The sequence below is a fragment of the Janthinobacterium sp. 344 genome (assembly GCF_900112025.1).
Classification (GTDB): Bacteria; Pseudomonadota; Gammaproteobacteria; order Burkholderiales; family Burkholderiaceae_D; genus Janthinobacterium.
Genome location: NZ_FOKL01000001.1, coordinates 848,140 through 869,974, shown reverse-complemented (window position 1 = coordinate 869,974; position 21,835 = coordinate 848,140). Strand labels below are relative to the sequence as shown.

Genomic DNA, 21,835 nt, shown 5'->3' with positions numbered 1-21,835 from the left:
AAATTCCAATTTCAGAAATTCAAGAAACGAATAATAAGGGCGTAGCCGCCGGCCACGCACTGAAAAAGAATTTGTTACGAAATGTTTATCCTGCGGCGATGCGTCCCAGGCCCGGATCGTCGCTGAAAAAGCCGTCCAGTCCCGTCTCGATGTAACGTCGCATTTCCGCCACGGATCCCGCTTCGTTGCGCGCATTTTCGCCATTGCCATCGCGGAAGTCGGCCGCCAGGAAACGGTTTTCCGGGCGGAAGGTCCACGTGTGCAACAGCAAGCCCGCCTGGTGCGCATCGTCGACGATGGATGAGGGCTTGGCCAGGCGCTGGTCGGCGCCCAGCGCGATGACGCCACGCGTGGGCGGCGCCACCACGTCCGCGTAGGCGGCGATGTCACGCAGGCCGGCCGGTGTGGTCATTTGTCCAAACGTCAGCTTTCCGCCCGCCTTGACCACGTCCATCGGGCGCACGTCGCCGCCCACCACCAGCTGCATCAGGCGCACGTTGGCGCGCCGTCCCAGCTTCTCGCGCAGGTATTTCAAATTCGCCACTTCGAAGGACTGGATCTCGATCGGTGCGCGGCGCGTGTATTCGTGCGCCAGCATGGTTGACAGGAAACGGTCTTCCAGCGCCAGGCCCGCATCGCGGAAATACGTGGAGCTTTTCAGTTCCGGCACCAGGCCGATGACGCGGCCGCTGGCGGCCGATTGCGCTGCAACAAAATCGATGATTTCTTCCCAGGTCGGGATCTGGAATTGTCCATCGTACAAGGTGTTGCCGGTGCGAACTTTCGGCAGCCGTTCGATGGCGCGCAGGGTCTTCAGTTCCGCCAGGGTGAAATCGTCGACGAACCAGCCTTCGTGCCATTCGCCGTCGACCATCTTCTTGCCGCGCCGGCTGGCGAACTCGGGACGACGGGCCACGTCGGTGGTGTCGACCAGGTTGCTCTCATGGCGCGCCACGAGGATGCCGTCGCGCGTGGCGACCAGGTCCGGTTCCACGTAGTCGGCGCCGTCCAGTATCGCCTTGGCGTACGACGCCAGGGTATGCTCGGGACGCAGGGCGCTGGCGCCCCGGTGGGCGAACACCAGCGGACGGCTCGGGGGCGTGGCCAGCAGGCCCGCGGCAAAGCCGGGCGCCGCCGCCAGGGCCAGGCCCCCGACGGCCGCCTGGACGAAGCTGCGGCGCGAAAAATGCCGTCGCGGCAGCACAGGGGCGAGATGCGGCGCGCGCATCAGAACTCCGCCGTCAAGGTCAAAAAGCCCTGGCGCGGGGCGATGGGGAAGGTGTTATACGTCTTGTCGGCGGCGCCCACCACCACGTTCAGCGCGCCTTCGCGGTTGGCCAGGTTGCTGACGTTGAGTCTCCAGCGCGGGTTCTTCAGCCAGCTGGCCATGGCCGGCAGCTTGCCCGACACGCCCAGGCCCATCAGGAAATAGCTGGGCACGGACAAATCGTTGGTGTACGTCGCGTAGCGCTTGCCCACATAGTCTCCGATCAGCTGCACTTCGATATCGCCAAAGGTGGCCGAGGCCACGAACTTGTTCAGCCATTCCGGCGAGCCGGGCACGTTCTTGCCGGCGGTCAGCACCAGCGCGGCGCCATTGTTGTAATTGTCCGCGTACTGCGAACGGTTGTACGACAGGGCATTGTAGAACGAGAAATTGTTGCCGAAGTGCACGGTGCCGGCGATATCGATGCCGTCCGTGCGCACGCTGCCCACGTTGGCCAGCACGGGGTTGCCGCCGATGATGGACGAAATCACGGGCGTGGGGCTGATCTGCAGCAAGCGGTTGCTGAAATCGACGTGATAGACGTTGACCTGGCCATCGATGGACGTGATGGCGCCCAGGTTCACGGGATGGCTGCCGCGCACGCCCACTTCATAGGTGAGCGCCGTTTCCGGCTTGGCATCGCGCTTGAACAAGTCAAAAGCGGCCTGGCTCGACAAGCTCCATGGCGAGGCGCCGCCACCGCCGTAGGTGACGAACTGGCGCATGTTTTTCTGGATATTGAAGTACAGCTGGTCTTGCGGCGTGACATCCCAGCGCGCGCCCACTTGCGGCAGGAACCATTTTTTGGTGTTGATGGTGCCGACCGGCAAGGCTGTCGAACCGCCGGCAATGGCGCCCTTGGCTGGCTGCACGGGGAACTGGCCATCGGCGAACTGCAGGCTGGACTTGAAGCCGGCCTGCAGGGCGATATCGGGACGGATGCGCCATTCATCCTGCAGGTGCAGCTGCACCACCTTGTTGTCGATCTCGCTGCCGTACTGCGTGATCAAAGGATTGCTGGGGCGGTCATACGGCGAGGTGGGGTTGTTGACGTCGAGCGCATACCAGCGGCGGTAGGCGGACGAGCGGTTCTGTTCCAGCCACAGTCCCATCTCGATCTGGTGCTCGCCGATTTCCTTGCGCAGGGTGGAAATGAAGCCGCCGCGCTTGATGTCGTATTCCGTGGTGCGCACGGCGTAGCCCGAATTGCCGAACACCTGTTTCAGGTTCTGGTTCGGGTAGTACACGCTGAACAGGCCCGGCAGGCCGGCCACGCCGATGGGGCCGGCCACCACGCCAGCGCCGTCATCCTTGTGGTAATACACCTGGTTGGACCAGGTCGTGCCTTCGGCCAGGTTGGCGTCGAACTTGGCGTAGGCCAGGTAATCGGTGCGCTGCGCATCGCTGTAGTAATTGCGGTAATTGTTGCCGTCGGCCGCAGGCGTCGCGCCCGTGGGCGACAGGTAGTTCAGGGCCGCCTTGAAGTCCGGATACAGGAAGGGGCGCGTGTACGGTGCGCTCGTTTCGCCCGCCACGTGCACGGTGCTGTCCTCGTTCGGCTCGATCTTGTCCGAGTAATTGAAGAACAGGGTCAGCTTGCCCGCGTCGCTGCGGTTGACGTATTTGGCGTTGACCTGGTCGCCGCCCTGGCGCGCGTCGAAGTCCCAGGCGCGCGCTTCGTGATGCAGGATGGACACATAGGCGCTGCTGCCATCGCCGAAGGCGCCCGTGTCGTAGCGGGCAAACGTGCGCGAGGTGCGGTGGCTGCCCACCGTCTGTTGCACGCTGGCGCCCTGCGTGGCCAGCGGGTCGCTGCAGTAGGTTTCGATGGTGCCGCCCAGGTTGCTGGTCGAGGCCGTGGCCAGGTCGCCCGCGCCCGACGACAGCACGACGCTGCGCACGTTTTCGCTGATCACGGCGCGCTGCGGCGACAGGCCGTTGTAGTTGCCGTACTGCTGGTCGCCCAGCGGCACGCCATCCATGGTGTAGCCGAGTTGCTGGCCGGAAAAGCCATGCACGAACAGCGACAGGTTCTGCTCGTTGTTGCCCCATGGATCGGCCGTCTGGAAGCTGACGCCGGGCAGGGTTTGAAGGGCTTTCAGGGGATTCGTGCCGGGCAGGATCTTCTGGATCTCATTCTTGCTCAGGGCAACCGAGGAGCGCGTCTTGCGCGAGGAAATCTCCACGGTGGCCATGGGGGCGCCGTCATCGGCGGCAGTGGCGGGCGCGGCCATCTCGGTGGCGGCCGAGGCCACGGCAGCGGCCACGGCCGTTTGCGCCAGCGCCGGCAAGGACAGGCCTGCGGCGCAGGCGCCCAGCAACACGTGGAAGGAATGGCGGCGCAGGGCCAGCGTCAAGTGGGTGGTCATCATCAGCCTGTGGATAGTGGGAAGTAAGACAAGCTGCGCAGCGTAACGGCGGCGCGTGACGGGCTGATGACGAATTGGTGACGGAACGATGACAGTGGAAACAATTGCGCCGCCTCAGGGGCGGCGCGGACGATTCATGGCGAAAGTGTAATGATCAGTTGATGCTGGCGGCTGGCGGAATCAGCACTTCGGCCGGCGCATCCGTGATGAACAGCTGCGCGCAATCGACCTTGTCGAATTCATAGTGCTGGCCGCAGAAATCGCAGTTCACGCCCACTTGTCCCACTTCTTCCAGGGTGCTGTTGACTTCTTCCTCGCCCAGCATCTTGAGCATATTGCCGACTTTTTCGCGCGTGCAGGTGCAATGGAAGCTCGGGTGCAGCGGGTCGAAGACGCGGATGGTTTCTTCCCAGAACAAGCGCTGCATCAGGGTGTCGATATCGGTCGACAGGATTTCTGCCTCTTTCAGGGTCGACGCCAGCATCACGGCGCGGTTCCACGTGTCCAGCGCATCTTCTTCCGAGACGGGCGTCGCTTCGGCCTTGCCGCCATGGTGGGGCAGCTTTTGCAGCAGCAGGCCGCGCGAGACGGTATCGTCCGTGGCCAGCCACAGGCGCGTGTCGAGCTGTTCCGAGCGCAACATGTAGTTTTCGATCACGGTGGCCATGTCGTCGCCGTCCAGCGGCACGATGCCCTGGTACGGTTGCTGGCCCGGCACCTTGTCGGCCGGGTCGAGGGTGATGATGAAGCGGCCCTTGCCCGTGGCGTTCAGCAATTGCGGCACGGTGGCGACGTCGGCGATGGTGGCGTCCGGGTCCAGCTTGGCCGTGGCGCGCAGGCGCAGGTCGGAATCGCACTCGACGACCATCAGGCGCACGGGACCGTCACCGTGGATCTGCATGATGATGGAGCCGTTGAATTTCAGGTTGGCCGACAACAGGGCGGCGGCGGCCACCATTTCGCCCAGCACTTTTTTCACGGCCGTCGGGTAGGCGTGGCGCGACACCACTTCCTGCCAGGTGGTCGAGACGTCGATGAACTGGCCGCGCACGGCGGCGTTATCGAAAATAAATTTTTGCAGGGTATCCTGGCCGGTGGCGGCTGCGCTGACGGCGCCCGTGGTTTCAGTCGTCATTCTCTTATCCAATCTTCTTGAGTTGCGTATTAAATAGCTGGCCGCGTTGTACATAATTGACGGCGTTGCCTTGTAGCCTGGTGATATCGTCTGCCGTCAGGGCCCGCACGGCTTTCGCCGGTGAGCCGAGGATCAGCATATTGTCGGGAAATTCCTTGCCTTCCGTGACCAGGGCGCCCGCGCCGACGAGGCAGTTTTTGCCGATCTTCGCGCCATTCAGGATCACGGCCTGGATGCCGATCAGGGCGCCATCGCCGATCGTGCAGCCGTGCAACATCGCCTGGTGGCCGATGGTCACGTTCCGGCCGATGTCGAGCGGGTAGCCGGGGTCCGTGTGCAGCACGGCGCCTTCCTGCACATTGCTGTTGGCGCCCACGGTGATGCGTTCGTTGTCGCCGCGAATCGTGGCGCCGAACCATACGGAGGTATTCGCTTCCAGCGTCACCTTGCCGATCACGTTGGCCGTGTCGGCGACAAAAGCGGAAGCGTCAATCTGCGGCGCATAGTCGCCCAATTGGTAGAGTGTCATCGTTAGCCTGTGGCGGTGGTGGAGGCGCCGGGCATGGCCGGACGCGGAAGTTTTACTTTGTTACCGGCGCTATTTTACGCTGTTGCAAGGCAAGTCTTAACCTGGACGGCCAATCCGGTATAATTATCGAACGGTCGTACTTTTATACGTGCAATATCTACAGACACAGCATGTGGCGCCATCCGCGCCACTTTCAAGGCAGGTATCCGATGAAAAACATGAAACTTTCCCGTTCCGAATTCATCACTATCCGCGGCGCGCGCACGCATGTGCGCCACTGGGGCCGTGTCGGCGCACCCATCCTGTTCATGGTACACGGCTGGATGGACGTGGCCGCCTCGTTCCAGTTCGTCGTCGACGAGCTGGCGGGCGACTGGCACGTCATCGCGCCCGACTGGCGCGGCTTTGGCCTGAGCGACTACACGCAGTCCGATACCTACTGGTTCCCCGACTACCTGGCCGACCTCGATGCCATGCTGCTGCATTACTCGCCCGACGCACCCGTCAACCTGCTGGGCCACAGCATGGGCGCCAACGTGGCGGGCCTGTATGCGGGCGTGCGCCCGGAGCGCATCGCCAGATTCATCAACCTGGAAGGCTTCGGCATGATGGCAACGCAGCCGGAGCAGGCGCCGGGCCGCTATGCCAAGTGGCTGGACGAGTTGCGCGCGCCGCCGCAGATGCGCAGCTATCCGAGCCAACAGGCCGTGGCCGAGCGCCTGCAAAAAACCAATCCGCGCCTGCCCGACGACCGCGCGGCTTTTCTCGCCGAACACTGGTCGGCGCAGAACGAGGCGGGCGAATGGGACATCATGGGCGACCCGCGGCACAAGCGCGTCAATCCCATCCTGTACCAGGTGGAGGAAGTGATGGCGTGCTGGCGCCGCATCACGGCGCCCGTGCTGTGGGTGGAGGCCGATGACACCAATATGTGGCAGTGGATGGGGCCAAAGGAAGAGGCGCGCATCGAGATCGACCGGCGTTTGGCCTGTATCAAGGATGTGCGCTGCGAGATGATGGCGGATGCGGGCCACATGCTGCATCATGATCAACCTGCGGCATTGGCGCGCCTGGTGGAAGCCTTTTTGGCCTGATGTGTGTCTGGAACGCTGCAGCGCGATTTGACAAGCAGCGTACAATGAAAACTTCTTCCATGCTGAGCCCGTGCAGGGTATTGTTTTCACATGCTTAAAGTCGACCTGCATTGTCATTCGAATATCTCCGACGGCGTGCTGTCACCGGCCGCCGTGGCTGCGCACGCCCGCAAGGCGGGCGTCGACGTGTGGGCGCTGACGGACCACGATGAAGTGTCCGGCGTCGCCGCCGCGCGCGTCGCCGCGCTGGACCTGGGCATGCGCTTCGTGGCCGGCGTGGAAATTTCCATCACCTGGGCCGGCGAAACCGTGCACATCGTCGGCTTGCAAGTCGATGAAAACGACCCGGGCCTGGTGCAGGGCTTGCACCGGACGCGCTCGGGGCGCGATGCGCGCGGCCGCGAAATCGCCCGCCAGCTGGACCTGGCCGGCATCCCCGACGCCTATGAAGGGGCCTTGAAATTCGTCGGCAATCCGGATTTGATGTCGCGCACGCACTTTGCCCGCTACATCGTGGAGACGGGAAAATGCGCGAATATCCCCGACGTGTTCAAGAAATATTTGTCGGAAGGCAAACCGGGCTACGTCGAGCACCGCTGGGCCACCCTGGCCGAAGCGGTGGGCTGGATACGCGGCGCGGGCGGCGTGGCCGTCATCGCCCACCCGGGCCGCTACCGCTTCAGCGACATGGCGCAGGGCGTGCTGTTCGATGAATTCAAGCAATTGGGCGGCGTGGCCATCGAAGTCGTGACGGGCAGCCACAGTCCGGACCAGTATCCGGAATATGCGCAACTGGCCAACGCCTACGGCTTCCTCGCTTCGCGCGGCACGGATTTCCATGCGCCGGGCGAGTCGCGCGTGGACTTTGCCATGCTGCCGCCGCTGCCCGCTAACGTCACGCCCATCTGGCACGACTGGTTTTAGCTGACAGCCAGGCAAATCTGCTGCGCGGCGCGCTTTGCGGCCGGCGATGCTCACCGTACTCCAGTACGGTTGCGCTTCTCGGCCACAAATCACTGCCGCTCGCGACGATTTTCCTGGCTGCCGATGCGCCGCCGTGTCGCCAGCGCTGCTTGAAACGTGCATTAGCGTACATATCTTTTTGTTATTCTTGTTATATATAGTCATCTGGAGCCATCGCCCATGAAACGTATCGTCCTTTTTATTGCAACCAACCTGGCCGTGATGCTGGTGCTGTCGCTTGTGCTCAGTCTGCTGGGCGTGGGCAATCCGGCGCGCGGCAGCACCCTGAACCTGGGCAGCCTGCTGGTGTTTTCGCTGGTGGTGGGCTTCACGGGTTCCATCTTTTCCCTGTTGATCAGCAAGCCGATGGCCAAGTGGAGCACGGGGGCGCGCGTCATCGACAACCCGACGTCCTCCACGGAATTGTGGCTGGTCAATACCGTGCGCGCGCTGTCCGAGCGGGCCGGCATCGGCATGCCGGAAGTGGCCGTCTACGAAGGCGACGCGAATGCGTTCGCCACGGGCGCGTTCAAGAATTCGGCGCTGGTGGCCGTCTCCACGGGGCTGCTGCAAAGCATGAACCGCGATGAGGTCGAGGCCGTGCTGGGCCATGAAATCGCCCACGTGGCCAATGGCGACATGGTGACACTCACCCTGATCCAGGGCGTGGTGAACACCTTTGTCGTCTTCATGGCCCGCGTGGTGGGTTTCTTTGTCGACAATGTATTGCTGAAAAATAACAACCGCGAAGGCGGCGGGCGCGGCATCGGTTATTTTGTCACCGTCATGGTGTGCGAAGTGATCTTCGGCTTGCTCGCTTCCATCATCGTGGCCTGGTTCTCGCGCCAGCGCGAATTTCGTGCCGACGCGGGGTCGGCCAAGCTGCTGGGCAGCCCCACGCCGATGATGCATGCGCTGGCCCGCCTGGGCGGCGTGCCGCCGGGTGAATTGCCGCAATCGATGCAGGCGCTGGGCATCAGCGGCGGCAACGGGGGCTGGGGCGCGCTGTTCGCCACCCATCCGCCGATCGAGCAGCGCATCGCGGCCCTGCGCGGCGTGCAATAATGATAACTTGTGTCAACATGAAGAACCCGTAAACCATGAGTCAATTTTTCCAGATTCACCCCGACAATCCGCAATTGCGCCTGATCAAGCAGGCGGCGCAGATCATCCAGTCCGGCGGCGTCGTGGCCTTGCCCACCGATTCCTGCTACGCGCTGGTGTGCCAGCTCGACGACAAGGGCGCCGTCGAGCGCCTGCGCCGCATCCGTGGCGTAGATGAAAAGCATCATTTGACCCTGCTGTGCCGCGACTTGAGCGAGCTGGGCGTGTATGCGCGCGTCGACAACCGCCAGTTCCGCCTGCTCAAGGCGGCCACGCCGGGCGCCTACACCTTCATCCTGGAAGCGACCAAGGAAGTGCCGCGCCGCCTCAGCCACCCATCGCGCAAGACCATCGGCCTGCGCGTGCCGCAGCACCGCATCGTGCAATGCCTGCTGGAGGAGCTGGGCCAGCCGCTGCTGGGCGCCACCTTGACCCTGCCCGGCGACGAAGAGAGCCTGACGGACGCCGACACCATCCGCGAGCGCCTGGAAAAACTGGTCGACCTGATCATCGATGGCGGCGTCTGCGCGCACGGCCCCAGCACGGTGATCGACCTGACGGGACCGGAACCGGAAGTGGTGCGCGTGGGCCGCGGCGACCCGGCCGTGCTGGGGTTGTAAAAGCCCGGCGGGGCGCCGGCTTTGCTTGTCCGCATTTACCTATCTTTAATGGCAACATAAGAAAGGGCGAGTGGGCGCTCTGGTAGAATCGCGGTCATGAGCGATTTCAATACGATAGTCCAGACCGTTGCGGTGTACCTGGTGCCGGTGCTGTTTGCCATTTCCCTGCATGAGGCGGCGCATGGCTATGCCGCCCGTTATTTCGGCGATCCCACCGCCTCGAACGAGGGCCGGCTGAGCCTCAATCCCATGCGGCATATCGATCCTTTCGGCACGATATTGCTGCCCTTGATGCTGTATTTCACCATCCAGGTACCGTTCGGTTATGCCAAGCCGGTGCCCGTCGATTTCAGCCGCCTGCGCAATCCGAAGAAGCAGATGGCCTGGGTGGCATTTGCGGGGCCTGGCGCCAATTTCGTCATGGGCTTCGGCTGGATGATCGCCTTCGTCGTGCTCAGCGTCATGCCGCCGACGGAAATGGGCACGTTTTTCCGCAAGATGGCCGGCGCCGGCGTCAGCGTCAACGCCGCCATGTTCGTCTTCAACCTGATTCCCGTGCCGCCGCTCGATGGCGGGCGCATCATGACAGGCTTGCTGCCGATACAGCTGGCGCGTCCGTATGCCAGCATCGAGCGCTACAGCCTGTACGTGTTTGGCGCCCTGGTGCTGCTGATGTACACGGGCATCCTGAACCGCGCCTTGCTGGCGGCGATCGAATTTGTCATTGGCATTTTTGTCACCCTGGTCACGCCGCTGACCGCGCTGCTGACTTGATGCCCGTCACTGGATTTACGCAAATAATTGATGGAAGTACCGATGCAAGTAACTGAACAAGTAGTAGACACTGAAACGATTTCCGGCTGGCTGCGCCGTTGGGCGCCCCTGATCCCCGGCGGCGAAGTGCTGGACCTGGCCTGCGGCAGCGGCCGCCATGCGCGCCACCTGGTGAGCCTGGGGCATCCCGTGATCGCGCTCGACCACGATCCGGAAATGCTGGAAAAGGCGGCCGGAGCGGGCATCACCACCTCGCTGGTGGACCTGGAAGCGCCGGGCGCCGTCTGGCCGTTCGCCCCCGGCCGTTTTGCCGGCATCGTCGTGACGAATTATTTGCACCGGCCTTTGCTGGAAGCGATGATCGCCAGCCTGGCGCCCGATGGCGTGCTGCTGTACGAAACCTTTGCCGAAGGCAATGAGCAGTTCGGCAAGCCGTCGAATCCGAAATTCCTGCTGAAGGAAGGCGAGATGCTGGCCTGGGCGCTGGAGCACGGCTTGCGCGTGGTGGCGTATGAAGATGGGCGCGTGGAACAGCCAAAAGCTGCTCTGGTGCAACGAATTTGCGCCGTCCGGCCAGATTTTCCACGGTTGGCAGCCCTGCTGCCGACGTTTTGAACGGGCTTTCTAAGTCAGAATGCACCACAGGCGCGGGCTATCCGCTACAATCGTTGTTTTATTTATCGGCGCTATAAACTTACTATGATCAAGGGCAGCATTGTAGCAATCGTCACCCCGATGCACGCGGACGGCAGTCTGGACTTTCCAGGTCTGCGCAAGCTGATCGACTGGCATATCGCCGAGGGTACGGACGGCATCGTCATCGTGGGCACCACGGGCGAATCGGCAACTGTGAGCGTGGAAGAACACTGCGAACTGATCCAGTTGACCGTCGAGCACGCCAAGGGACGCATTCCTATCATCGCCGGCGCCGGTGGCAATTCCACGGCCGAAGCGATCAAGCTGACCCGTTACGCGAAGGAAGCGGGCGCGGATGCTGTCTTGCAAGTGGTGCCGTACTACAACCGTCCTACCCAGGAAGGCATGTACCAGCACTTCAAGGCCATCGCCGAGGCTGTCGACATTCCCGTGATCCTGTACAACGTGCCGGGCCGCACGGTTGCCGACATGAGCAACGAGACCATCGTGCGCCTGTCGGCCATTCCGAATATCGTCGGCGTGAAAGATGCGACGGGCAATATCGGCCGCGGCGTCGATTTGCTGCGCCTGGTGCCGGCGGACTTCGCCGTCTACTCGGGCGATGATCCGACCGCCATGGCGCTGATGTTCTGTGGTGGCCACGGCAATATCTCCGTGACCGCCAACGTCGCGCCGCGCGCCATGCATGAACTGTGCGTGGCGGCCATGGCGGGCGAGCGTGCCACGGCCATTGCCATCAACAATAAAGTCTTCCCGCTGCACCAGAAATTGTTTGTCGAGCCGAATCCAGTGCCCGTCAAATGGGCGCTGGCCGAAATGGGCCTGATGCCTGCCGGCATACGCTTGCCCCTGGTGCCGCTGGCTGAAAATTGCCATGGCACCGTGCGTGACGCCTTGCGCGACGCCGGCATCCTGTCTTAAGGCCGGACTTTAAGCCCGGACTCACCCAGTCCGGACCTTCCCTGATTTCAGCTGCTACTAGCTTCTTATCCAGTTACGACATGACTAATTGCAAGAAAACCCAATCGGCGCCTGCCACCATCGCCGTCCGCGGCATCGTCATCGGCGCCGTCGCAGCCAGCCTCGCGGGCTGCGGCATGATCAGTTCGGTGGTCGGTGGCGACAAGGTCGACTACAAGTCGGTCAAGAAAGCCAGCACCCTGGACGTGCCGCCTGACCTGACGCAATTGCAACAGGACAACCGCTACTCGCTGCCGGATGCGAAAAACGGCGTGGCCACGGCGTCCGGCTACAACGCCCAGCGCAACGCCACGGCGGGCACGCCCGTTGTCGTCGGTGCCGATGGCGTGGTGGGCGTGGTGCCGGTCTCGGCGGGCGGCGTCAAGGTCGAGCGCGCGGGCAACCAGCGCTGGCTGGTGGTCAAGCAGTCGCCTGAGGTGCTGTGGCCGCAGCTGAAACAGTTCTGGGAAGATTCCGGTTTCACCATTGCCATCGACCAGCCAACGGCCGGCATCATGGAAACCGAGTGGAACGAGAACCGCGCCAAGCTGCCGCAAGACTTTATTCGCAACACCATCGGCAAGGCCTTCGATTCGATGTACTCGACGGGCGAGAAAGACAAGTTCCGTACCCGCGTGGAACGCCTGGCCGATGGCTCGACCGAGATCTACATCAGCCACCGCGGCGTGGAAGAGGTTGTCACGGGACGCGACAAGGAAACCACCACCTGGACGGCGCGTCCCAACGATCCTGGCCTGGAAGCGCAATTCCTGGCCAAGCTGATGACGCGCCTGGGCGCGGCCAGCGACGACGCGCAAGCGAAAACCGCCGTCGATAGCGCCATCGTGCAGCCGCAGCACGCCAAGCTGGTGGGCGATGCCGCCACGCCGGCGCGCGCCATCGAAGTCGATGAAGGGTTTGACCGCGCCTGGCGCCGTGTCGGCCTGGCGCTGGACCGTGTCGGCTTCACGGTGGAAGACCGCGACCGCACGCAAGGCACGTATTTCGTGCGTTACGTCGATCCCGATGTCACCAAAAAAGACGGTTTCTTCTCGAAACTGTTCAGCTGGGGCTCGTCCTCCGACAAGGACAAGGAAGCCCAGCGCTACCGCGTCCTCGTCAAGGCCGGCAATGGATCGAGCAGCCTGGTCAGCATCCTCAGCAACGAGGGCCAGCCCGATGTCTCGCCAGTAGCCGAGAAGATCCTGGGTCTGCTGAACGATCAGTTGAAATAAGGTTTGCTGAGTGGCGGCTATCAAAAGCTGTCACCCATCATAAAAAAGGCTGGCCCGGGAAACCGGCTCAGCCTTTTTTTATTCCTGCGGCATCCACCGGCTTATCCTGCGGATCTGGCGCTGGACGCAAAAAAGCCGGCCCGAAGGCCGGCTTTCTTTCCTGCGGGGTGCTAAATTACTTAGCAGCCGATGCAGCAGCCGAAGCGGCAGCAGCAGCGTCCGAAGCGGCCGAAGCAGCGCTCGAAGCAGCAGCAGCAGCGTCGGTAGCGGCCGAAGCAGCAGCGTCAGCAGCAGCAGCTGGAGCAGCTTCAACTGCTGGTGCTGGTGCTGGGGTTTCAACTACTGGTGCTGGTGCAGGAGCTTCTTCTTTTTTGCTGCAAGCAGCCAGAGCAACAACCATCAGGGAGGCGATCAGCAGGGATTTTTTCATTTGTTTTCCTTAATTATTTCAAAAAATAAATCAACATTGTTGCGATGAATAATTACCGGTAATTATCGCTCGTTAGGTCGTCTTCGAAGGCTTTTCGTACCAGGTGGTGCCTGCCAGACAACGGAAACTTCCTAACCGAATATTATAGCGATTTTTGGTGCGTCGCAATAGGAGCAAGAGGCAAAAACGCAACTATTTTGTGATATCGCAATAATTGCCGAGGCAAATTGCAAGCAAGTGTAAGTGTTTTGCGAAAGCGCGACAAAACGATATAAATATAATATGTTTTATTGCGCCAGCGCAGAAGCCCTTATGTCTGCTGCCGTAATACCACTACGCCCAGGCGACGCTCACTCAGGCCAGTTCGATCCAGCCATCCTGATACCACGTATATAACGCATCCATCACGTCATCGGACGCCTTGGCCACGGCGGCGCCGTCGAGCGCGCGTTCGTTGGCCAGGGTTTCCAGGGCCGCTTTGTCGGCCCTGCCAATGGCAAACGACTCGCCATTGATGAAGACATTCTTGCCACGATACAGCATCAGCGTCTTGCGCGACAACACAACACCCTTCTTCTGTGCGGCGTCCGTGAAACGGCCCACCGTCAAGGGCTTCGACAGTGGCGTAAAGAACACATTGTGTTTTGGTTCCGACAGATGTTCGCCCAGGAAAATGGTGACGTCTTCTTCCGTGAAGCGCACCTTGTTCAGCTCTTCCGTGATGGTGCTGAGCATTTCACGGGGAATCTCGGCTGGCTTGGCGGAGGCTTTCAAGTCAGGATCGCTGTAAATGCCCGGCAAGTCGATCGAATCGGCCATGAATTGCAAAAAGGCTTCGCCCAGCTCCTGGAACGATGGCGAACGGAAACCGATCGAATACGTCTGGCAGTCGCCGATGGCCACGCCGTCGTGCGCATAGTGGGGCGGCAGGTACAGCATGTCGCCCGGTTCCAGCGTGAATTCTTCGTCCGGCGTGAAGTTGCTGAGGATTTTCAGCGGCAAGCCGTCGATCAGGCTCAGGTCCTTCTGCGCGCCGATGCGCCAGTGGCGCTTGCCCTGGCCTTGCAGCAGGAACACGTCATAGGAATCGAAATGCGGGCCCACGCCGCCGCCGTCGGTGGCGAAGCTGACCATCAGGTCGTCCAGGCGGGCGTCCGGCAGGAAGCGGAACTGGCGCAGCAGTTCATCGGCCTTGGCGCTGTGCAGGTTGGCGCCCTGCACCAGCAGGGTCCATTCCTTCTGTTTCGGGGAGGGCAGGCTGGTCAATGGACCTTGCTGCATGTTCCAGTGGCCATCGGCATGGCTGACGAGGCGCGATTCAACGTGGTCCAGCTTGGCCAGCTCGGCCAGGGCCTTGAAATCGAACAGGGCCTTGAAACCGGGCACGGCCTGGCGGATCAGCAGGGGTTTTTTGTGCCAATAGTCGCGCAGGAATTGCGCTGGCGTGATATCGCCGAGGAGAGTTAATGTTTTCATGCGCCCATTATAACAACCGGAAATGCAGGAATGCGCCTGCCGTTGGCGGCGTGAAGGTATAATTTGCCAGCTTATACAATGAAAGGAAGCATAATGAAGATTGCCAAGAATACGGTCGTGACTGTCAACTACAAACTGTCAGACGCGCAAGACAATCTGATCGAAGATGGCCGCCAGCCGATGGTTTACCTGCACGGTGATTATGAAAACACCCTGCCAAAGATCGAAGAAGAGCTCGACGGCAAGGAAGTTGGCTATTCCAACACGATCCAGATCGAACCGGATGATGCTTTCGGTGAATACGATCCCGCCCTGGTCAAGGTCGAGCCGCGCAACCGCCTGCCCGAGCCGCTGGAAGTGGGCATGCAGTTCGAAGGCATGCCGGAAAGCGATTCGCCGGACGAGGAAGCGATGATCTTCACCGTCACCGATATCGCCGACGACAAAGTCGTACTGGACGGCAACCATCCACTGGCCGGCATCGCGCTGCGCTTCTCGCTGACCGTCGCTGACGTGCGCGCAGCCACCGACGAAGAAATCGCCCATGGCCACGTGCATGGCGCGCATGGCCATGACCATGGCGATGAAGATGATGAAGGCGAAGAGGGCGACCACTTCCGTACCCACCCGATTCATTAATACCTGACCAAACCTGCTGCGCGCTGCGGGGCGCGGCCGGCGACGCTCACCGGCTCGGCGCCTGTACCGGGTGCGGTTGCGCTGCTCGGCCACACATCACTGCCGCTCGCGACGGTTTTGCCAGGCGTCGTGACGTCTGTCAGATCAAAACAGGCCGGCTATTGCCGGCCTGTTTGCTTATGCGCTAGCGGCGCACGGTGGACGTTTTGGCGCGCGCCTGCGCCGATGGCCTGACGGCCCGTTGACGTACCTCAAACAAGGGGGTCTTGCCTGGCCGTACGGCGATGGCAGCCCAGTCGCTGTCGATGCTGACGTGGCCCAGGTTGCCTTTCCAGCGGATTTTCGGTCCCTCGCTCCCGGCGGCGGCTTTCTTGCCCTTGCCTTCCTCTCCCGTTCTTCCTGTATCGACCAGCAAGACCTTGCCAGTGAATTTCTTCGCCAGGGTACGGATCTGCTTGCGCGGCCCGGCAAAGCCATCCTGTTTCGAACTGGAACTGAAGTTGGGCAGCAGCGAATGGTCTTCTTCATCCAGCACGCCCACGTCGCCATCGGAAAACAGCACGATGCCGTCGAGCTTCTTGCGCTGCGCCATGGCGAACAGGCGCTGCAGCCAGGAACGGTTGGCCACCAGGCGGTCTTCGAACTCGCTGTTGCGGCCCGCTTCCGGCAAGAAATGGTTATTGTTGGCGGGCAGGTTGACGGTGGCAAACAGCACGCCGCCGTATTCCCAGTGGGAGTTTTCCGCATAGCTGCGGAATTTTGCCGTCGATGACAATCGCGACAAGGTCAGCTTGCGCTGGCCCAGGCTCTGGTCATCGGCGAAATACACGTCGCGCAAGCGGTTCAGGCGCTCGATGGCGTTGACCCTGCCGCGCGAATTGCGGCAGTACGCCCAGTCGCTGGCCGACAGCGAGACGATCAGCGGCGGGCCGCTGGCGTCCAGCAAATCCTTGCGCTGGCTATACAGCTTGTCGCTGCACGATTCGCTGGCGGCCTTGATCCCCGTCGCCACGACAAAGGCAGCATTGAAAGCGCTGGTCTCGGCGATCGATTTTTTCAATGGCGCATCATCGGGGCCCGCCTTGAAGGAGTGGCCCAGCACGGCAAATTCGAAGCCGGCCTGGTCGTTCGGCACGGCCAGCGCGGTCTGGCACTGCAGGCTGGCGGCCAGCAGGCCGGCCACCAGCAGGCGCAGGGTACTGCGCCGTGTCATCATGCGGCAGCCAGCCGTTTCAGCTGATACAGCTGTTCCAGCGCATCGCGTGGTGTCAGCGCATCGGGGTCGAGGTCGGCGATCGCGTCGAGCAAGGCTTGCTGCGCCGCGTTCAGCGCGGCCAGCGGCGCCGCCGCTTCCTCTTCGTCCTCCTGCGCATACGGATCGCTGGACGGCGCGGCAAACAGGTCGCGCTGCGGCGTGGCGTCGAGCGCCTGCGCTTCCAGGCGCGCCAGGTGCTTGCGTGCCGCCTTGATCACGGGCTGCGGCACGCCGGCCAGCTGCGCCACCTGCAAGCCGTAGCTTTGCGAGGCGGGACCGGCCTGCACGGCGTGCAGGAAGACGATGCTGTCCTTGTGCTCGACGGCGGACAAATGCACGTTGGCCGCGCTCGGGTGGCTGTCCGGCAATTGCGTCAGCTCAAAATAGTGCGTGGCGAACAGGGTGAAACTGCGGCTGCTGTCGATCAGATGGCGCGCGATGGCCCAGGCCAGGGCCAGGCCGTCGAAGGTGGACGTGCCGCGGCCCACTTCATCCATCAGCACCAACGAGTGCTCGGTGGCGCCGTTCAGAATCGCCGCCGACTCCGTCATTTCCACCATGAAGGTCGAGCGTCCGCCCGCCAGGTCGTCGGTGGCGCCGATGCGCGTGAAGATGCGGTCGATGGGGCCGATGGTGGCGGACGCGGCCGGCACGTAGCTGCCCACGTAAGCCAGCAGGGTAATCAATGCCACCTGGCGCATGAAGGTCGATTTACCGCCCATGTTCGGGCCGGTAATCAGCAGCAGGCGACGTTCGTTGACGAGGCGGCAATCGTTGGCGATGAAGCGCTCGATCTGTTTTTCCACCACCGGGTGGCGGCCTTCGACGATGTTGATGCACGGCTCGTCGACCAGTTGCGGCGCGGTCCAGTTGTGCTGCTGCGCGTGTTCCGTCAGCGCATTCAGGGTATCGAGCTGGGCCAGGCCCTGCGAGATGGTCTGCAAGGTGCCGATGTGCGGCGCCAGCTCGGCCAGCAGCAGGTCGTACAGCAGCTTTTCGCGCACCAGGGCCTTGTCTTGCGCCGACAGGGCCTTGTCTTCGAACACTTTGAGTTCCGGCGTGATGTAGCGTTCGGCGTTTTTCAGAGTCTGGCGGCGGCGGTAGTCGTCCGGCACCTTGTCCGTCTGGCCGTGCGTGACTTCAATATAGAAGCCATGCACCTTGTTGTATTCGACGCGCAGGTTGGCGATGCCCGTGCGCGCCCGTTCGCGCGTTTCCAGGTCGAGCAGGAACTGGCCCGCGTTTTCCGACAGGGCCCGCAGTTCGTCCAGTTCCGCGTCAAAGCCGGTGGCAAACACGCCGCCGTCGCGCACCATGGCGGCCGGTTCCTGCGCCACGGCGCGCACCAGCAAGTCCAGGCAGGCCGTCGGCGTGGCCAGCGCCGTGTGGATGGCGGCCAGCAAGCCGCTTTCGCCGCCCTGGCCGCATTGTTCACCCCTGTAGCAGCGCACGACATCGCCGCGCAGGGCCGGCAGTTGCAATAAACCGTCGCGCAGGGCGGCCAGGTCGCGCGGACGGGCCGACAGCAGCGCGATGCGCGTGGTGATGCGTTCGATGTCGGGCACTTGCGCCAGGGTGGCGGCGAGCGGACCGGCCGCCTCGCTTTGCGCCAGCGCGGCGATGGCTTCATGGCGCGCGCGGGCCACGTTCTGGTCGCGCCGCGCATGGTGCAGCCAGTGGCGCAGCATGCGCGAACCCATGGCGGTGCGGCAATGGTCCAGCAGGGAAAATAGCGTCGGCGATTCCTGGCCGCGGATGGTTTCCGTCAGCTCCAGGTTGCGCCGCGTGGCCGCATCCAGGCCGATGAATTCGCTTTCCGTTTCCGTTGTCAGCGAGCGCACGTGCTGCAAGCCGCGGCCCTGCGTCGATTGCGCATAGCGCAGCAGGGCGCCGGCCGCGCCGAACGCGGCGCCGAGGCCATCGGCGCCAAAACCCGTCAGGGTCGCCACGCCCAATTGGTCCAGCAGGGCCTTGTGGCCACCGACCACGTCGAAATGCCAGTCCGGCACGCGGTTGATGTGCGTGCCCGCGTAGTCGTCGAACAGGCTGCCATTGTCGCCGCTGAGGATTTCCGCCGGCACGATGCGCTCGAGTTCCTGCTGCAGGCGCGTCGCCACGGTGGCGCTGTCGCCGGAAAACTCCATCAGTTTCAAGGCGCCGCTGGCCAGCGACAGCCAGGCCAGGCCTGTGGTGACCGTCTTGCGCTGCGTGATGCTGCACATGGCCAGCAGCGGGCGCTCGGCCTTTTCGGGCAGCAAGTCCGCATCCGTCAGGGTGCCGGGCGTGACCACGCGCATGACCTTGCGCTCGACGGGACCCTTGCTGGTGGCAGGGTCGCCGATCTGCTCGCAGATGGCGACCGACTCGCCCAGCTTGACCAGCTTGGCCAGGTAGCCGTCGAGCGAATGGAACGGCACGCCGCACATTTTAATGGGGTTGCCACTGGCCACGCCGCGCGCCGTCAGGGTAATGCCCAGCAGGCGCGACGCTTTTTCCGCATCCTCGAAAAACAGCTCATAGAAATCGCCCATGCGGTAGAACACCAACATCGTCGGGTGGTTTTCCTTGATGCCCATATATTGTTGCATCATGGGTGTGAGCTTTTCAGCGGAATTCTTCTTTGCCGCGGCGGCGTTGATTTCTTTTGGGACGGTGGTCATGTGTTCTTTGTCGTTGGTCCGGCGGCAGGAAACGCATGCCTGCCGGGCTGTGGGTGGTGCTGTGTGCGTGCCAGGCCGCGCCAGTGGGCGCAGCTCGGGTTAAGGCCGTCATTTTACCGCTTTCGGCGGGCGGGGCGGCGTATTGCGTGCGGATGTGAAAAAGCCGCGCCGGTGGAGGTGGCGCGGCTTGGATGTGTGCTAGTGGCAGGCAACGCGGAGTTAGCTTCAATTAAACGTTCCGCCAGCTCAGTGTTCCGCAGGGCGGTCATCCTACGGCACAACTGTCAATTAAGGCTCGGGGACGAATGTGGTTGGTCCCAAGCGATTGCCATACTCTTACTTAACGGTCATATTACCCGTAAGTCGACGATCCGCCAACCGAGCTTTCCGGCATCAACCCGCCAGAGACTTCCTCGATTTCACTGCCGTTTAATTCTTGCATAGCTTTCACCTCACGAATAAGACTTGCGAAATTGCAAATCTAATCCATCGTAAAACAATTCTTGCTGCATGCCAAGAGTTAAGCGGCTGCCTGCGTTTCCTGCATCACATCCTGCACGATTTTCCCCTGCTGCAGCATCACCACCCTTTGCGCCATGGCGATGGTTTCCGGGCGATGCGCAACGATCACGCGCGTGAGCTGGATTTTCCGGATCGCCGCGTTCACGGCCTGTTCGTTGCGCGTGTCCAGGTGGCTGGTCGCTTCGTCGAGCACCAGCAGCTTTGGGTTTTTATATAGGGCGCGCGCCAGCAGGATGCGCTGTTTTTGGCCGCCGGACAGGCCGCTGCCGATATCGCCCACCAGGGTGTTGAAGGCCATCGGCATGGCGGCGATTTCCCCATGCACGGCCGCCAGGTGCGCGCAAGCCTGCACCTGCTGGTAATTGGGGGAGGGGGCAAAAAAGCTGATGTTGTCGGCGATGGAGCCGGCAAACAGGGTGTCTTCCTGCATGACCGTGCCCAGCAATTGCCGGTAGTTCGCCAAGCCCAGGCTGCCCAGCTGGATACCGCCGATGAGGATTTCGCCTTCCGTCGGTTCCAGCAAGCCCAATAGCAATTTCATGAGCGTCGTCTTGCCGCAGCCGGACGGGCCGGTGACGGCGATGCACTGGCCAGCGGGAATGTGCAAATTGAGGCCGCTCAAGACATTCGGTTCGCTGGCGGCATAGCGGAAGGTGATGTTGCGGATCTCAATCGATGGCGAGATATCGTCCATGTCCACCTCGACGTCGCTGCCGTTTTCTTCCGCATCCGTCAGGACAATGTCGGCGACGCGCTCGCCATGCAGGCGCAGCATGCGCAGCTCGAACAGTTTGTCGACCAGGCTGGCCATGCGCTGGCTGAACTGGTCCTTGTAGCTGATGAAGGCAAACAGCATGCCCACCGAAAAACGGTTGTCCAGCACGGCCAGCGCCGCCATCCAGATGACGATCACCCGTTCGGCGCTGAACAGAAAAGTATTGGCCGTCTGGTACGACACTGACAAGCGCGCGATGCGCAGGTCGGCGTTGAACTGGTCGGCCAGCGCATTGGTCCAGCTGGCGCGGCGCTCGGCGGCGCGGCCGAACAGGCGGATGCTCTGGATGCCGCGCACCGATTCCAGGAAGTGCGTCTGCTGTTTTGCCGCGTGGATGATCTGTTCGGCCGTCGCTTCGCGCATGGCCTTGAACAGGGCCCAGCGCAGCAAGACATACAGCAGCACGGCGATGCAGGCCACGCCCGCCAGCAGCGGGCTGTAGAACAACATCATGCCCAGGGTGGCCAGCACCAGCACGCCATCGATGGCGCCTTCGACGAATTGCGTCGTCAGGCTGCGCTGCATGGTCTGGATGGAGTTGAAGCGCGAGACGATGTCACCCGTGTGGCGCTTCTCGAAATACGGCAGCGGCAACTTTAAAAGGTGGGCGAAGGCATTGCCCAGCCATTGCAAGTTCAAATTCGTGGCCAGCACGGTGGTGATCCAGGAACGCACGGCGCCGATGGCCGTCTGCACCAGCACCAGCAGCAAGAAGCCGCAACCGAGCACGGTGATCAGGTCGCGGTCGGCGGCCAGCAGCGCCTCGTCGACCAGCCACTGCATGTAGAACGGCGCCACCAGCGCGCATACCTGCAGGGCCAGGCCCAGCACCAGCAATTGCAGCAGGCCGCGCTTCAGGCCCACCACGCGTCCCATCAGCGACAGCAGGGAAAACTGCTGCTTTTCTTCGGCCTTCTTGAACTCGGCGGTGGGCGTCAGCTCCAGCGCCACGCCCGTAAAGTGTTTCGCCACTTCCGCCAGCGCCAGGCGGCGCTCGCCCACGGCCGGGTCGTGGATCACCACATGGCTGCCGGAGACGGACTTGAGCACGACGAAATGGTTCAAGTCCCAGTGCAGGATGGCGGGCAGCTTCAGCTCGGGCAGATGCTGCATGTCGAGCTTTAATGGCCGCGTATGCAGCGCCAGCCCCTGCGCCATCGCCATCAGCCCTTTTAAAGTCACGCCCTTGAGGGAGACGGAAAAACGCCGGCGCATGCTGGAAATATCGGTCTGGTGGCCCCAGTAGCTGGCCACCATCGACAGGCAGGCCAGGCCGCATTCGGCCGCTTCCGTTTGCAGCAGGACGGGCAGGCGCTGGCTGCGCCAGAAGGACAGGTGGGCAAGATCAGGAAGGTGCATGAGTATTGTGGA

18 protein-coding genes are annotated in these 21,835 nt (G+C 62.3%); 9 read left to right on the top strand and 9 right to left on the bottom strand.

Annotated elements, in window-relative coordinates; genetic code table 11:
- Positions 1-85: 85 nt before the first annotated feature.
- The 4 genes from BM193_RS03875 to BM193_RS03860 form a co-directional block, all read right to left on the bottom strand.
- The gene (locus tag BM193_RS03875; protein ID WP_092795525.1) at positions 86-1,228 is read right to left on the bottom strand and encodes a glycerophosphodiester phosphodiesterase; all 1,143 of its coding nucleotides are present in this window, start codon (positions 1,226-1,228) and stop codon (positions 86-88) included.
- Positions 1,228-3,639 (bottom strand): TonB-dependent receptor, encoded by a 2,412-nt coding sequence (locus BM193_RS03870; RefSeq protein WP_254785825.1) that lies wholly within the window; start codon positions 3,637-3,639, stop codon positions 1,228-1,230. Before BM193_RS03870 ends, BM193_RS03875 begins: the two co-directional genes overlap by 1 nt.
- A 151-nt stretch (positions 3,640-3,790) precedes the next feature.
- Positions 3,791-4,771, bottom strand: a complete 981-nt coding sequence (gene hslO, locus BM193_RS03865) for an Hsp33 family molecular chaperone HslO (protein ID WP_092795523.1) — start codon at positions 4,769-4,771, stop codon at positions 3,791-3,793.
- A 4-nt stretch (positions 4,772-4,775) separates the two neighbouring features.
- Positions 4,776-5,300, bottom strand: coding sequence for a gamma carbonic anhydrase family protein (locus BM193_RS03860; protein ID WP_092795521.1), 525 nt, complete (start codon positions 5,298-5,300; stop codon positions 4,776-4,778).
- 218 nt (positions 5,301-5,518) lie between these two features.
- On the opposite strand from BM193_RS03860, the gene BM193_RS03855 reads away from it, so the two are divergent.
- From BM193_RS03855 to bamC, 8 genes are all read left to right on the top strand, one after another.
- Positions 5,519-6,394: an alpha/beta fold hydrolase gene (locus BM193_RS03855; RefSeq protein ID WP_092797024.1), complete on the top strand. Its 876-nt coding sequence runs from the start codon at positions 5,519-5,521 to the stop codon at positions 6,392-6,394.
- A gap of 90 nt (positions 6,395-6,484) precedes the next feature.
- The gene (locus tag BM193_RS03850; RefSeq protein ID WP_092795519.1) at positions 6,485-7,318 is read left to right on the top strand and encodes a 3',5'-nucleoside bisphosphate phosphatase; all 834 of its coding nucleotides are present in this window, start codon (positions 6,485-6,487) and stop codon (positions 7,316-7,318) included.
- A gap of 219 nt (positions 7,319-7,537) precedes the next feature.
- Positions 7,538-8,422 carry a protease HtpX gene (gene htpX / locus BM193_RS03845; RefSeq protein ID WP_070303511.1) on the top strand — a complete coding sequence of 295 codons (885 nt, stop codon included), beginning with the start codon at positions 7,538-7,540 and terminating at the stop codon, positions 8,420-8,422.
- Positions 8,423-8,457: 35 nt separating this feature from the next.
- Positions 8,458-9,081: an L-threonylcarbamoyladenylate synthase gene (locus BM193_RS03840; protein WP_046685844.1), complete on the top strand. Its 624-nt coding sequence runs from the start codon at positions 8,458-8,460 to the stop codon at positions 9,079-9,081.
- 96 nt (positions 9,082-9,177) lie between these two features.
- A complete protein-coding gene (locus BM193_RS03835; protein ID WP_092795517.1) occupies positions 9,178-9,855 on the top strand; it encodes a site-2 protease family protein in 678 nt (225 codons plus the stop codon).
- Positions 9,856-9,897: 42 nt separating this feature from the next.
- Positions 9,898-10,470, top strand: coding sequence for a class I SAM-dependent methyltransferase (locus tag BM193_RS03830; protein WP_092795516.1), 573 nt, complete (start codon positions 9,898-9,900; stop codon positions 10,468-10,470).
- Positions 10,471-10,554: 84 nt separating this feature from the next.
- Positions 10,555-11,433: a 4-hydroxy-tetrahydrodipicolinate synthase gene (gene dapA / locus BM193_RS03825; RefSeq protein ID WP_092795514.1), complete on the top strand. Its 879-nt coding sequence runs from the start codon at positions 10,555-10,557 to the stop codon at positions 11,431-11,433.
- A gap of 80 nt (positions 11,434-11,513) precedes the next feature.
- Positions 11,514-12,707, top strand: coding sequence for an outer membrane protein assembly factor BamC (bamC, locus tag BM193_RS03820; protein ID WP_092795512.1), 1,194 nt, complete (start codon positions 11,514-11,516; stop codon positions 12,705-12,707).
- 175 nt (positions 12,708-12,882) lie between these two features.
- Here bamC and BM193_RS03815 read toward each other — a convergent pair whose 3' ends face one another.
- Both BM193_RS03815 and BM193_RS03810 read right to left on the bottom strand, forming a co-directional pair.
- Complete coding sequence (locus tag BM193_RS03815; RefSeq protein ID WP_071650198.1) at positions 12,883-13,137, bottom strand: hypothetical protein; 255 nt, start codon at positions 13,135-13,137, stop codon at positions 12,883-12,885.
- 354 nt (positions 13,138-13,491) lie between these two features.
- Complete coding sequence (locus BM193_RS03810) at positions 13,492-14,613, bottom strand: cupin domain-containing protein (protein ID WP_092795510.1); 1,122 nt, start codon at positions 14,611-14,613, stop codon at positions 13,492-13,494.
- Between the two features lie 93 nt (positions 14,614-14,706).
- Here BM193_RS03810 and BM193_RS03805 point away from each other — a divergent pair, with 93 nt between their 5' ends.
- Complete coding sequence (locus tag BM193_RS03805; RefSeq protein ID WP_034783360.1) at positions 14,707-15,252, top strand: FKBP-type peptidyl-prolyl cis-trans isomerase; 546 nt, start codon at positions 14,707-14,709, stop codon at positions 15,250-15,252.
- Positions 15,253-15,436: 184 nt separating this feature from the next.
- Here the strand turns inward: BM193_RS03805 and BM193_RS03800 are convergent, their stop codons facing one another.
- From BM193_RS03800 to BM193_RS03790, 3 genes are all read right to left on the bottom strand, one after another.
- Positions 15,437-16,468, bottom strand: a complete 1,032-nt coding sequence (locus BM193_RS03800) for a hypothetical protein (protein ID WP_092795508.1) — start codon at positions 16,466-16,468, stop codon at positions 15,437-15,439.
- Positions 16,465-19,167 carry a DNA mismatch repair protein MutS gene (gene mutS / locus BM193_RS03795; RefSeq protein ID WP_092795506.1) on the bottom strand — a complete coding sequence of 901 codons (2,703 nt, stop codon included), beginning with the start codon at positions 19,165-19,167 and terminating at the stop codon, positions 16,465-16,467. The genes BM193_RS03800 and mutS overlap by 4 nt, the downstream gene beginning before the upstream one ends.
- 520 nt (positions 19,168-19,687) lie before the next feature.
- Positions 19,688-21,823 (bottom strand): peptidase domain-containing ABC transporter, encoded by a 2,136-nt coding sequence (locus BM193_RS03790; protein ID WP_092795504.1) that lies wholly within the window; start codon positions 21,821-21,823, stop codon positions 19,688-19,690.
- Between the last annotated feature and the right edge of the window lie 12 nt (positions 21,824-21,835).